The organism is Fuerstiella sp. (assembly GCA_022447225.1).
In the GTDB taxonomy this organism is placed as follows: domain Bacteria; phylum Planctomycetota; class Planctomycetia; order Planctomycetales; family Planctomycetaceae; genus S139-18.
Map to the genome: position 1 here is coordinate 83,206 of JAKVAZ010000009.1, position 13,787 is coordinate 96,992.

Genomic DNA, 13,787 nt, shown 5'->3' on the forward strand with positions numbered 1-13,787 from the left:
GCTGCAGCTGAATCCTCTGCCTGCACATGTCGGACTATTCCGTCAGAATCGGATCCAGTTCAATCACAGGTATCCGCAATCCGTCATCCGGAGATGACTCCGCTATCGTCAAAAACCGTGCCACCGCACGTTCATACGACTTTTTCGCAGTCGGACGTTCGGCAGACGCAATGAATCGTTGCCGGTTGTGCCAAAGCAATTCTGTTGCCCTGGCACACCATAATGCACTCGCCCGTGATGCCCGAACGGACTGTTCGCCGACCACAACGGTCACGGGATTCGTGTGCAGCTGAGGAAACTGGCGCAAGGCAATCCAGCTGCTGACATCGACCGGTACAGAAAACTGTAAATCATGAGGTTCACCGTCCGCCGGCACGGCTGCATGAGACACAACTGTCCCGTTGACCACAATTTCCACGTTCCGGTCTCCGCCGTTAACCCAGTCACTGTTTCGCTCCGCATGCAGAACTCTTGTATCACCCACAACTTCCCTTGCCGTGTCAAATGCATGTGTTCCATAAGCAACCGCTCGCGGCACCGTGGGAGCAAACGCCACTGTTGCAGAAACTGACACGACTCCGCCCGTTTTCAGGCTGACCGGAACAGTTCCTGGAGCTGTACCGTTGACTTCGAAGTGAACCGCGTGTGCAAATCCGTCTGAAACGTAGGATCTGCCGTCGGCAATTCCCCGACACCACTCCGGAAAGCTGACTTTCGGAGTTTGTCCAAGATCGACATACACTCGCCCCTGTCCGACTCGTCGACTGCTCATACAGGGAAAATCAGTTTCGCCGCTAAGCTTCAGTGGAAAACCGCAGTTGAGAAGGTGATACCAGGGATTCCATTCTCCGATTCGAGGTGTATCCATCGCACTAATAAAATCGCAGACACCTTCGGCTGTGCTGACAAAAATTTCCATCGCTCCCCCGCCATCCATTGCCGGAATGACTGTATTTGGAAGTTCTCCGGCTGCCTGTTTCGCACTGCGTACGAGTTCGCGATGTGTCAGAACACCCGAATCATCCGTATCAACCTCACGGAAATCATCGGGCAGTAACTGTCCGCGACACTCTCTGAACGCCAGTGTTCCGTCCTGATCATCGTCCAGCATGTCAAACAGCCAGTCTGCTGCAGATTCAGGCACAACGCGCAGTGATGAATGCGGGTAGCCCGTTACGCCACCCTGCTCGCGTGTCCAGCGAAGTACGGGGACCGTCCATGTTGGCCATCCACGAGTGCTGGTACCTTCCGACCCGGGATAGGTCTGGTTGCTGAGATTCAACAGGCAGACATGTCCCAGAGCTGCCGACCCGAATCCACTGACCTCCAGATCATATTTCAGCAGCGTAAGATCTTCACTGACATCTGCGGCGAGAGGTGAAAAATACTGACGCTGATGGTCGAAGCATGGCCCCCAGGTGAGGACGCATCCCACGTTAAGCCCCTCCCCCTTGACCTGAGCAAACATATCCTGCGGTGTCACCCCCTCCGTGGGGTTCGTGTAGTGCGAACAGCCGGCACCATGAATGTGATGATCCCCGCTGAAGAAACCGTACTCAGCGGGGTTGATCCAGCGTTCAAGCTGCACCAGTATCTCATGATTTTCAGCCACCGGAATCGAGACAGCTTGCCGCTGTCGCAGGTACTCAGGACCTCGACTGGAAGTCAAAACCAGATCGCCCGGAGGTAGAAACACGGTGTCGCCATCAGCTCGGTAGATCTGAGGCTGAAAAAAGAAATCCGGAGCAAGTCGTTTTGCCTGCGGTGGGTAAATTCCTCCCGCGGAATCACGAAACTCCAGCCTTGCTGTTGTTGGACGCCCGTCAAAATCCCGAATGCGCATCACCGTCGGAACAGCCTGAGCCGTGCTGAACAGAACCGGAACCTCACTGCGAAACCCGAGATCCTGCGTTCCCTGGCCGATATCAAACGCGACAGTTGCTTCGTGCGTGCCCGCCTGACTGCTTGAAACCAACGCAATCTGATATTCCGACCGGTGGCCACTGAGACGTGATGACATCGGGGAACGATCCATCATTTCAACACTCAGAAACCGACGCTGACTTTCGACGTTCTCATTCTCCTGCAGTTCCTCCTGAACCTGTCGTTTAAGAGACCCGAGCGACGTCCCCGCATAGACAGGTCCCGCCTGCGGACTTGAAATTCGAAGTTTGCGGGTAACGGTTGCATCATTCGTGATCCGTACCAGAAACGGCATAAAACCGAACTGCTGAAGTTTCGGATCAGCAACTCCGCGCACGGTCCTCACCCGGAGTTCCGGATTGATCGTCACTTCAAACAGAGTCAGCGGCTTCAATAATTCATGAATCCTCGTCCCATCCTCAGCCACAATCGCCGCCTGCAGCGCAACTGTGGTTTCTTTCGGAAGCGGTGACCCCAGGCTTCGCATGCCCAATATCAGACGCTTTGCATTCGCTGCGAGCGGCTGATCTGCCACAGCATTGCCGCACACAACAGCCGCGCACAACGCCAGGCACAGAACACTTCTTCGCTTGTTTTGGACATGGTTCATGGCTCGTGGCTCAATACGGCTTCTGCATCGCGGGTTTCACCCGAATGAATGACCGGACCATCCGGACGAAAACCTATCAAAGAATAATCGTACCATCGTGTCCCGCCGGCACCATCGCGGAGTTTCTGAACGGCCACCGGAAGTCCATTTACGGCACTTCGGCGAAACCCGGCCTGCGTATCCGCGTACGTCATGAGAATCAACGTCAGAGGACGCGGCTCCTCAAACGCGTTGCTGGCTTCGAAACACTGACTCGCAAACTCGTCGGAGGATTCGAATGAAAATCGCTGCGCCACAGCTCCGTCGGTGAACAGTGCCTGACCGTTGTCCAGCAGGTGCAGTTCCCACACGGATACGTGCTTTCGCATTTCATCGTATCCCACAACAAACCGGAACAATTCGGAGCTTCGCGAGTTCAGCAGTTTCTTCAGATGATTTGCGGCCTGAAACACGCGATCAGCGTCTCCGGACCGCCCTGTCACCTGTAACCTGAGAACTTCGTCCATCATTCGGGCAGGCAGATCAAATGTTTCTGACAGCACGATTCCGGCCTGTTGGTGCTGATCGATAATGCTCTGCAACTGCTCTAAATCTCGCCGGCGCCCCGCTTCGAGGGCTTTGATGGACGACGCGTGGGTCGATTCCAGTTCCTGTCGACGTTGTCGATACTCTTTCTCCATTTGGGCCATTTGATCATCGATCCGGGATTCACCGGACTGTGCTGCCTGCTGAACTTCCATGTATTGAGCAAATATCACGATCAAAAGCAGATCGAGCAGTGGAGTCAACTGAAACGTAAGTCGCCTTGGAATTCCCATCACTCAGGTTCCTGCTCAGCACAGTGAACATCTTCCGAACGGCTGCCCACCATGGCAAGTTCCCGTTTGGCTCCGGCGACGATGTCACGTACATGACTCCGAATTTGCGTCAATCGTTCGAACCGTGTTTCCAGTATGCTGTTAACGAACATGAGCACGATCGCTGCAGACAGTCCGCAAAACGTAGACCAAATCGCATCTCCGAACCGTGACACAATGCCCGACATTGTTTCGGAGATATCTGCTGTTTCGGGACTCTGCAGTGCGGCTCCAATGGCCAGAATCGTTCCGAGAACTCCGGCCAGAGGATAAGCCTCGATCATTGTCCGTGTCACATTTCCGGCAGTTTCGAACGACAGGGATTCCAGATAACTGCGGCGTTCATCAAGAATGTGCATTCTCTGAAGACACGTCCGACGGTCCTTGTCCCGAGACGGATCATTAATAACATCGTTAACGTCGGCCACAAACGCATCGATTTGATTGATCAGTGGCGATGTCCTTCCCAGTACACTGCGGTGCTGCAGCCCTCGGGTAAAATCATCCAGACATCCGGCAATACCTTTAAGATCCCGACGATACCAGACCCACAACACCATGTACGCACACAGATGGAGCGCAGCAGCACACAGAATAATGAGGACCATGAACCCGGATAGAGACTCCAGCAGCGGTAGCAGTTTCGTGAAATCGATGTTCATCCATCCGGCCTGATCGAAAGCTGTCACGATGCCGACAATGAACCTTAATGGGAATCATGCGATCTCGTCCAGTGCGCCGGGGTACTGAACGTCTGCTACCGTCGATCGTAGAGTTCGTCTCGGCGATCGGGATCATCCAGAGTTCCCTCACTCACATATCCCAGGCGTTCTTGATTCATACGAGCAGCCTGGTCCGGATTGATAAAATTCGGCCCGGGAACATCGATCGTGGACATATATCCAAATGACCTGACGCTTCCATCCATAAAGGCAACATTTGCACTGTCACTGTGTCGAAAATGGACATTTGGAAAATTATTGGAAGGAGGCTCAAGCAGCCAGGTTTCTTCGAAACTGAATGTGGGGGGAGTCAGAGTAACCGTCTTAACCTGAGCGGCATCGGCGAAGGCAATTGTCTGAGACATTGAGCTCAGATCCCGAAACCGGCGAGTGAGCCGTTCTGAACTGGGTACGGGGATATACGTTGGCGGCGGATAATCAATTCCACTGGACCGAGACAGGAAATAGCCGTTGTAGCCAAACCCGGAAACCGGACGTCCATAAGCTACGTTATCCATCTGTGCCGGACCAAAATTTGGACACTGAAAAGCCTGCCAGTTGGTTTCCATGTAAGGAGCCAGTGGCCCCTCCGAAAAATTAAGCTGTTGAAACGGGTCGGGTTCGTCGTAGTCAAGGACCCCAAACCAAAAACGGGATGTTCCTCTGCTTCCGGAAAATGTATTCAAAAAGCTCAGACGTGTCTGATCTTCCACAACATAGGGTATGAAGTTTTCCTGGTAGACTTCTGCGTAATTGTGAAGTGCCAAAGTCATTTGTTTCAACCGGCTGCGGCACTGGGTTCGACGTGCCGCTTCACGGGCCTGTTGAACGGCCGGCAGCATCAGACTGATCAGTATGCCGATAACAGCCATGACAACGAGTACTTCCACCAGTGTAAATGCTGGGCGACGGACTGATATTCCGGTAAATCGCTGTACCATAAATCTGGACCTGTTCAACACCTTCACCTGAAACTTAACAACGCCCCGATACACTTCGTCGCCACCATGGCCCAACGTCCGAGTTTAAACATCTGACGCAGCAGATCGTCAGCTAAGTAAAAATCCGCGGGGGGAGAGGGGGGGGGTAAGAATGCCAGTCCCGCAACAGCACATCGGACGTGTTTACGGCGCAGCCTACCTGTCGCGAATCCGTTTGCAATGAGCTTCTGGTTTTGATTCAGAGATTTCGCACCATAGAATTGCAGCCTGTCGTAAGCACCCTGTTTCAAATCCGCCAACATATTTGACACACTCATGCAGGAAGCCATTCGAAAGGCATCAACACTGATCGAAGCTCTGGGCTGGATCCAGAGGTTTCGAAATCGATATATCGTCATCAAGCTGGGCGGCAGTACGCTCAGTGACAGTGATGCTGTCGACAGCCTGTTGACTGACCTTGTATTTATGGCAACTGTGGGAATGCGTCCTGTTCTGGTTCACGGTGGAGGTAACGCCATCAGCCGTGCGATGGGCGATGCCGGAATCGAACCACAGTTTGTCGAAGGACGCCGTTACACCGACAAAGCCACACTTGATATCGCTACACGGGTACTCGTCCATGAAATCTGTCCGTCAATTGTTGAAAAAATCAGCAGTCGGGGCGCCCAGGCAACAGGTCTTCACTTCGGATCTGAGAATGCACTCACTGCCGACCGGCTGAAGGTTTCCACAGCGGACGGCGGCATGACTGATCTTGGCCATGTCGGCCAAATCAGCCACGTCGACCACGACCTGCTGTCGCGGGTCTGCTCAACAGGCACAATTCCCGTCATTCCGAGTATTGCTTTGGACCGACGCGGCCATCGGCTCAACGTCAACGCCGATACCGCAGCAGCTGCCGTGGCTCAGGAACTCGATGCCGAAAAACTCGTTTTTCTAAGTGACATTCCTGGCATCCTGACGAACATTCATGACCCAAATACCCGACTTTCCCACGTCACCGCGACAGAGGTACGTGATTTGATTTCTGACGGTACAATCGCCGGAGGAATGGTTCCCAAAGTTCAGGCGGCGCTCGATGCGCTGACGGCGGGGGTCAGAAAAATCCACATTGTTGATGCAGGCATGCCCCATTCCGTCCTGCTGGAAATCTATTCTGACACAGGAGTGGGAACTGAGATCGTTGGTTAGTGTTCGTTGAACGGTCCGGAACGAATGCTGGCGACACCAAACACAAAACACAGAATCGGAAAGATCTAAAATGGCAACCGTGACGCCCCGCAGCAGCAAAGACACCATCGAACTTTTCGATCAGTTTGTCATCCCCAATTACACCCGATATCCGGTGTCTCTGGTCGAAGGCACCGGTTCCTGGGTAACCGATGCCGAGGGTCAGCGTTTTCTGGATCTTTTTCCGGGCTGGGGGTGCAATATCCTCGGATACTCTCCGCCGGCCGTTGTGGAGGCGATTCAGGAACAGGCCGCCCGGCTGATTCACGTTCCCAACACATGGTACATCGAACAACAGGGCCGTTTCGCTGAGTTTCTTTGTTCGCGCAGCTTTGGAAAAGCGTTCTTCTGCAATAGCGGAGCAGAAGCCAGTGAAGCAGCCATCAAACTTGCTCGACTACATGGATCGTCCAGGGGCCGCTACAGGATGATTACGTTCGAACGGGGTTTCCATGGCCGAACTCTGGGTGCACTCACGGCGACAGCTCAGCCCAAACACCACGAAGGCCTGGGCCCCCTCATGTCCGGTTTTCGCTACGCGGCCCTCAATGACCTGGATGCGGTGCGATCACTGGTCGATAAAGAGACCTGCGCCATCATGATTGAACCGGTCCAGGGTGAGGGAGGTGTCCGAATTCCGGATCGAGATTTCCTGCAGGGACTGCGAACGATCTGTGACGAAAACGAGATCCTTCTGATCTTCGACGAGGTCCAGACAGGCATGGGACGTACCGGGACCTGGTTCGGATATCAGCAGACCGGCGTCACGCCCGACATCATCACCATGGCCAAGGGCATCGCAGGTGGTGTGGCCTGCGGAGCATTGATTGCGCACGAAAGTATTGCTGCCGATCTGCGACCTGGAATGCATGCCAGTACATTCGGCGGAAATTCACTGGCAATGGCCGCCGGACTGGCAACCGGGGAAATCATTGAACAGGAAAACATCCTTCAACATGTCACCGACAATGCGTCTCATGCCCGAGAGCGACTGACGAATTTGAAAGCAGAATTGCCCATCATACGTGAAGTTCGTGTCTGCGGAATGATGATCGGAATCGATCTGAACATTCCGTCCGGTCCGGCTGTCGGTTTGTGTATGGAACGGGGGGTCCTGATCAATGCAACTCAGGAAACTGTCGTTCGTTTGCTGCCCGCGCTGAATATCGAACGTGAAGAATTCGATCAAGGCCTTGATACTGTCACCGAAGTTCTGCAGCTAATGGCCGAACAGCAGGGAGAATGATAACAGCAAATTCTCAGTGACCTGTCTCACAGAGACTCTGACGGAGCAATCCGTTCTGCCAACAAAACGGGGGGAGAACAGTTATTTTCCGTACGGGATGTCTGACGCTCGTACAGTCGCTGCATGCGGATCTGTTCCGAGCGGTCGCTCATCCGCGAAGTGTTTGTAACGACTGATCGAAATACGCAGATCAATCCGGCTGACGCAATCCTGATCCACTCCCGGATTCACGGGCCGATCGAAAACAGGTCATTCATGCAACAGTCACGGCTGTTTTCCGAACCGGCCTCGCTGTCATAGTATGGCCCCAATGTCGTTGAACGCCCCCTGATCGGCCCAGGATTCGTTGAACGCCCTTTATTTTTTCGACCGAGAGGTACTTAGGCGTGGATTTTTGGCAATAAACACGCCTGCGTCGTTACCTGTCTGGTGACTGAACTCCCTGACTGGAATGACACTAAATCCGGTGTAAATGCTGTCGCAGTCATCACCCGTCCCTTTGGAACAGTTCGTCGTGGATTCAATAACCAAGTCCACGATCTCCTGCCTCGTCTGGAAAATCCCCTAAAAGCTGATCAGCGAACATTGTGGCTGACCGGCCATTAACAGGACGGTTCCATGGCAACAATCTGTGCCGGTCGATGCTATCTCTCGGAAATTGATTCATTGCCCAGGACTCTTTACACGTATGGAAGTCCCCGGGTGGGTAACCACCGTTTCGTGAATTTTGTTGCACCCAACCCTACATGCCGGGTAAATAACAACGACATCGTGAACTGCGTTCCGCCTGCATGGATGGGTGATCGGCATTCCGGTCGGAAACTGTCCCTGGACCGGAGTCCGACGGTTTCACGACCGCGCCATGAATTTTTCGGAATGGCTGTAGAAGTTCAAAATCCACCACTTCGCTGATCATTCCATGAATTGCGACATCGAGTACATTCGCGAGGCAGTCGATGATCAGGTCAGCGACGATCTGCTTTGAACACACAGCACTAAACAACGTGTCCCAGGCCAAACCAGATGAAAATTCGAAAAGCAGTAATTACGGCAGCCGGAGAATATCATTCGAATTTGCCGCTGCAGAGTGTCGTCGACCGTGAAGGCCAGCCTGGCACTGTTCTGCATCGAACTCTCGACGAAGTGGTTGAAGCCGGCATTGAGCAGATCGCCATCGTCGTCCGTCCGGGACAGTCCGATCGATATCTCTCAGCAGCAGGCTCTCACGCCGCCCGCCTCGTATTCTTTGAGCAGGACAGTCCTCGCGGTTATGGCGATGCGATCCTGAGAACGGCCGATTTCGTCGGCAACGAAGCAATTTTGCACCTGGTATCTGATCATCTGTATGTCAGCAGCACTCAGAAAAGCTGTGCGGCTCAGTTGTGTGAGGTCGCAGCCGTTCATGAATGTTCGATTTCCGCGATTCAGGCCACCCGAGAAAATGAAATCATTCATTTTGGCACCGTTGGTGGCCGGCCGGTTGCTCAGCAGAGTCACCTTTACGAGGTCACCACGGTCGTCGAAAAGCCGACACCGACGATTGCGGAACAGGAACTCATCGTTGCCGGTCAGCGTTCCGGTTATTATTTGTGTCTGTTCGGAATGCATGTTCTCACACCGACGCTGTTTCGAATCCTCGAATCAAATCTCAGAGATGCCCCCGCCGAAGAACCTGTTGACCTTTCACAATCACTTGATCAACTGGCTCAGACGGAGCGTTACCTTGCGTTTGAAGTGGAAGGATCCCGTTTCAATACCGGCTATAAGTACGGTCTGATGCTGGCACAGCTGGCCATTTCACTGGGAGGGGTCGATCGGGATCTGATACTGACTGAACTGGTCAGACTGATGGCCCGCAGGTGAACGGTGATTCCTAACCATTCAGTACGGTTACACTGGTTCGATCAGGATTCACTACTTCAGCTCAACCCGGTGTCCGTGGTGTCCCTCTCACTTTCAGCAGTCCGGTAAGAGTCTGACAGAAATACACTATGTCTGAATTCCTGAAGGTCATTACGTCTTCCGATCCGGATGTCCGGAACCGCTCACTGGACGTGATTTGTGAGCATCTTGGGGAGCACGAACTTCTAAGCGGCTGCGAAGAGCTCGATCAGTTTCGTCGCCGCTGCCACAATCTTTATCAGCGGGTACGGGCTCTGTTTTTTTTGTATGCGATCTATCGGTTTCATGTTCCACCGAAATTAACAGACCGCGAAACAGGACATATCCCCTTCCGTGGTTACGAGCAGATGCTCAACCGGCGTTATCCGGAAGCAATTGACACCTTGACGGCGTGGCAGTCGAAAGAAGGGCTGACGACGACGCTGGCCAGTGCTCTGGCAGAAGCATACCGCCGTCTGGCGTTCCAGACTCTTGCAGACCAGGTGAGAAGAAGCGTAAGGACTTTCCGGGGAAATCAGTGGATGTTTCGCTGCGGACACCCGGACGATGTCCCGTTGAGAATCCGTCCGGAGTTACTCCAAATCAACGCTTCAACCGGCATGTTCCCGGTCCTGCAGGAACGAACCGCCGTTCGCATGGATTTTACCCATGGAGGCTGGAGCGATATTTTTTTTCTGGGCATGGATTTTCCCGAAGGAGCACGAGTCATCAATGCCAGTGTCGATCTGGCCGTACAGGGACGCCACGCAACTCCCGAACCTCCCATCGACTGCTGTCTTCGCGTCATCGACGAACCGCTGCTGAGACTGGTCAGCATTGATCTTAACTCAAAGGCAGACATCCACGATGTCAATGAGATCTTCGACTTCGCACGGGATCACCTCGGACTGCTGAAAGCTGCCGTGATCGCATCTGGCCTGATCCCTCCTGGTATGGAAAGTGGTGGAGCCCGGGTCTCTGACGTTTTCACCCGAATCACCGGTCCCGGCAGGGGGCTGGAAATCGTCAGCCGCGTCAATGACATCCCCAAGGGATCGCGTCTGGCTGTCAGTACAAATTTACTGGGTTCGCTGATCTCAATCTGTATGCGGGCCACTGGTCAGGTTTCCAGGTTGACAGGCGCTTTGACCGAATCAGATCGGCGCATCGTGGCCGCTCGCGCCATACTTGGCGAATGGCTGGGCGGTTCCGGCGGCGGCTGGCAGGATTCCGGGGGCGTCTGGCCAGGCATCAAACTGATTGAAGGAGCCGTTGCCCGACAGGGTGATCCGGAATTCGGCATCAGCAGAGGTCGTCTGATGCCTCAACACTCGGTCTACGATGAATCGGAAGTCAGTAAAGCCGCCAGAAATAAGCTCCAAAAAAGTCTGGTACTTGTGCACGGCGGAATGGCCCAAAACGTCGGACCGATCCTCGAAATGGTAACCGAAAAGTATCTGCTGAGGAGCAGAACGGAATGGCAGGCACGACACCAGGCCGTCGAACTGCTGAATCAGATTGATTCGGCGCTGCGAACGGGAGATATCCCCGCTGTCGGACATGCGACTCATCGAAATTTTCACGATCCGCTCCAAAAGATTATTCCGTGGTGTTCAAACGCCTACACCGAGGAAATCATCGCACGGTGTCAAACGGAGTATGGCAAACAGTTCCATGGATTCTGGATGCTGGGCGGAATGGCAGGGGGGGGCATGGGATTCATTTTTGACCCTGCTGTCCGTGATCAGGCCTGCACATGGCTGCATCAAACAATGATGGAGGTGAAAACATCCATGCAGGAATCCGTGCCGTTTGCAATGGACCCGGTCGTGTATGATTTTTCGATCAACGACCGCGGCACATCGGCTGAGCTGTGCTCGTGTGATGAGATGCCGGACGGTTACTCCGCACTGATGATTCCGGAACTGCTGAGACAGGACATCAACTCTCTTACCCCAATGACCCGACGATTGCTGGAACGCGCCGGAGACCGTTGCCGCCAGGGACAAAATCACGCCGGTCTGCCGATGCGTCTGATCAACCGAATCCTGCCTGGTTCCGCAACAGAATCCGGCACCACGGTGTCCATTGAACAACTTTTGCAAAAGAATGGATTTGACCGGGTGACTCATGAAAAAATCCGGGACGACATCAGGTCAGGCAGGCTGGGTCTCGCACAAAATCGACTATCAACAGCTGTGACTATCGAAGATGTCCGGGATGAAGACGTTGTTGATGTTCGAAAAACTCAGTCCGAATCCGTCATTGCTGCGGGGCGTCAGGCACTTCGTCAGGGACAGGCCGGTGTCATTACCCTCGCCGCAGGCGTGGGAAGTCGCTGGACCCAGGGAGCCGGAGTGGTCAAAGCCCTGAACCCGTTCTGTCGACTTGGCGGTCGATTTCGATCTTTTCTCGACATTCATCTAGCAAAATCACGCCAAACCGCCGGTGACTACTCTGCAACGCCACTGCACGTAATTACTACCGGATATCTCACCGACATGTCGATCCGCCGCTGGGTTCAAAACAACGCTACGGACAGTCAGGTGTTTGTCTCAAAAGGTGTGTCCGTAGGACACCGCATGATTCCTACCGTTCGGGATCTGCAGTTTGCCTGGGAAGAAATGCCGCAGCAGGTTCTGGATGAACGACAGGAGAAAATGCGTTCAAGTATTCGTTCGGCACTTATCAGCTGGGCCCGCATCTCAGGCGAAGCATCGGATTACACCGATAATCTCCCGCTGCAGCGTCTGCATCCGGTGGGACACTGGTACGAAATTCCAAACCTCCTGCTGAACGGAACACTGCACAGAATGCTGATACGGCAGCCGGAACTGCAGTATCTCATGCTGCACAACGTCGACACACTGGGCGCAAATCTTGATCCAGGCTGTTTGGGTCAGCACATCAGTGCGGACTGTGATTTGTCGTTTGAAGTTATCAGTCGCAGACTGGAAGATCGAGGTGGCGGTCTGGCGCGGGTCGACGGAAAGGTTCGACTGGTGGAAGGTCTTGCTATGCCGCGTGAACAGGATGAATTCAGTCTGTCGTACTACAACTCACTGACGACCTGGATCACGATCGATCGTTTGCTGAATATTTTTGGTCTCTCACGGAAAGATCTGAACAGTCCCGATCGAATCAGTCATGCCGTTGCTGAGGTAGCAGATCGGATCCCTACCTACATCACCCTTAAAGAAGTCAAAAAACGCTGGGGACGCGGTCAGGAAGATGTCTTCCTCGTCTCTCAGTTCGAAAAACTCTGGGGCGACATGACCGCGTTGAATGACGTGAACTGTCAGTTTCTGGTTGTACCGACAATGCGCGGACAACAGCTGAAGGATCCTGCTCAACTCGACGGCTGGCTGCGAGACGGCACGGCAGCCCATGTCGAATCACTCGCCGTATGGGAGTGATTCCGATGCGCACATACCCTGCATGACGTCCTCCCTATGCCGCACCGCCGCAGCATTTTCCGGCTTTGTTCCGCAAAAGGAAATATGAAAAATCCCGTTTGAGGACATTGCGGCAGGATGGAAGTGTCCATTGACCGCTCGACTACGGACACAGAAACACATGACTGCCTTTATGCAACCGCCGGATAACCTCTCACACGCCTTCGGTGTTTGAACGAATCAACAAAGCAGCAATCCCGGAACCGGCAGATTGCATATGCCCGACAACAACGGACAAATATTACTCGTCCAGAATTTCTTTTTCCTTTGCCTCCGCCCGGGTGTTCACCAGACCCTCATGCTTTTTGGTCAAATCCTGGACTTTTTCTTTCGTTTGATCACGCTCATCTTCGGTCATGGACTTGTCCTTTTGTGCCTGGTCAGCCTGCTTGTTTGAATCGCGTCGGATATTGCGAATCGAAATGCGCGCCTCTTCGGCCAGTTCTTTAATACGACCTGCCAGCTGCTTCCGGCGATCCCCGGACAACGGGGGAATATTCAAACGGATGACACGCCCGTCGTTATTTGGAGCCAGCCCCAGATCACTTCCCTGAATCGCCTTTGCGATGCTGTCGAGCGAGGACGTATCAAAAGGCCGAATCATGATCTGCTGAGGTTCAGGAACACTAATATTTGCTATCTGCTTCAACGGTGTGGAAGATCCGTAGTAGTCGACTTTAACAGAATCCACCAGCCCAGGGTTGGCACGTCCTGTGCGAATACCAGTGAGCGCGGCAGCCAGATGGTCCACCGCCTTCTCCATCCGGTCTTCTGCATCCAGTAATATCTCATCCTGGTCCATTGATATCTTCCTCTTTACCCAAAGTATTCCAGACACCTGCTGTACCCGATAACTATCGTATCCGACAGAGCCTGAGATTCAATTCGAAGCAGTTTCCGACTCAGCGAACGCCAGCTCCAA

9 protein-coding genes are annotated in these 13,787 nt (G+C 53.6%); 4 read left to right on the plus strand and 5 right to left on the minus strand.

What is annotated here, in order from left to right; translation table 11 throughout:
* Positions 1–34: 34 nt before the first annotated feature.
* The 4 genes from MK110_11145 to MK110_11160 form a co-directional block, all read right to left on the minus strand.
* A complete protein-coding gene (locus MK110_11145) occupies positions 35–2,533 on the minus strand; it encodes a CehA/McbA family metallohydrolase (protein ID MCH2211851.1) in 2,499 nt (832 codons plus the stop codon).
* A complete protein-coding gene (locus MK110_11150) occupies positions 2,530–3,351 on the minus strand; it encodes a hypothetical protein (protein MCH2211852.1) in 822 nt (273 codons plus the stop codon). The genes MK110_11145 and MK110_11150 overlap by 4 nt, the downstream gene beginning before the upstream one ends.
* Complete coding sequence (locus tag MK110_11155; protein ID MCH2211853.1) at positions 3,351–4,079, minus strand: MotA/TolQ/ExbB proton channel family protein; 729 nt, start codon at positions 4,077–4,079, stop codon at positions 3,351–3,353. The genes MK110_11150 and MK110_11155 overlap by 1 nt, the downstream gene beginning before the upstream one ends.
* A gap of 68 nt (positions 4,080–4,147) precedes the next feature.
* On the minus strand, positions 4,148–5,053 hold the full coding sequence (locus MK110_11160) for a DUF1559 domain-containing protein (GenBank protein ID MCH2211854.1): 906 nt from the start codon (positions 5,051–5,053) through the stop codon (positions 4,148–4,150).
* A gap of 315 nt (positions 5,054–5,368) precedes the next feature.
* On the opposite strand from MK110_11160, the gene argB reads away from it, so the two are divergent.
* From argB to MK110_11180, 4 genes are all read left to right on the plus strand, one after another.
* Complete coding sequence (gene argB, locus MK110_11165; GenBank protein MCH2211855.1) at positions 5,369–6,244, plus strand: acetylglutamate kinase; 876 nt, start codon at positions 5,369–5,371, stop codon at positions 6,242–6,244.
* A gap of 70 nt (positions 6,245–6,314) precedes the next feature.
* A complete protein-coding gene (locus MK110_11170) occupies positions 6,315–7,529 on the plus strand; it encodes an aspartate aminotransferase family protein (GenBank protein ID MCH2211856.1) in 1,215 nt (404 codons plus the stop codon).
* Positions 7,530–8,552: 1,023 nt separating this feature from the next.
* Positions 8,553–9,392: a hypothetical protein gene (locus MK110_11175; GenBank protein ID MCH2211857.1), complete on the plus strand. Its 840-nt coding sequence runs from the start codon at positions 8,553–8,555 to the stop codon at positions 9,390–9,392.
* Positions 9,393–9,520: 128 nt separating this feature from the next.
* Complete coding sequence (locus MK110_11180) at positions 9,521–12,826, plus strand: UTP--glucose-1-phosphate uridylyltransferase (GenBank protein ID MCH2211858.1); 3,306 nt, start codon at positions 9,521–9,523, stop codon at positions 12,824–12,826.
* Positions 12,827–13,106: 280 nt separating this feature from the next.
* Here MK110_11180 and frr read toward each other — a convergent pair whose 3' ends face one another.
* Entirely contained in the window at positions 13,107–13,667 is a 561-nt protein-coding gene (gene frr, locus MK110_11185; protein ID MCH2211859.1) for a ribosome recycling factor, read from the minus strand.
* Between the last annotated feature and the right edge of the window lie 120 nt (positions 13,668–13,787).

Excerpts from the sequence above, each read along its gene's own strand:
- frr (MCH2211859.1), bottom strand. The coding sequence starts at position 13,667 with ATGGACCAGGATGAGATATTACTGGATGCAGAAGACCGGATGGAGAAG.
- MK110_11150 (MCH2211852.1), bottom strand. The coding sequence starts at position 3,351 with ATGGGAATTCCAAGGCGACTTACGTTTCAGTTGACTCCACTGCTCGAT.
- MK110_11170 (MCH2211856.1), top strand. The coding sequence starts at position 6,315 with ATGGCAACCGTGACGCCCCGCAGCAGCAAAGACACCATCGAACTTTTC.
- argB (MCH2211855.1), top strand. The coding sequence starts at position 5,369 with ATGCAGGAAGCCATTCGAAAGGCATCAACACTGATCGAAGCTCTGGGC.
- MK110_11145 (MCH2211851.1), bottom strand. The coding sequence starts at position 2,533 with ATGAACCATGTCCAAAACAAGCGAAGAAGTGTTCTGTGCCTGGCGTTG.
- MK110_11180 (MCH2211858.1), top strand. The coding sequence starts at position 9,521 with ATGTCTGAATTCCTGAAGGTCATTACGTCTTCCGATCCGGATGTCCGG.
- MK110_11160 (MCH2211854.1), bottom strand. The coding sequence starts at position 5,053 with ATGGTACAGCGATTTACCGGAATATCAGTCCGTCGCCCAGCATTTACA.
- MK110_11175 (MCH2211857.1), top strand. The coding sequence starts at position 8,553 with ATGAAAATTCGAAAAGCAGTAATTACGGCAGCCGGAGAATATCATTCG.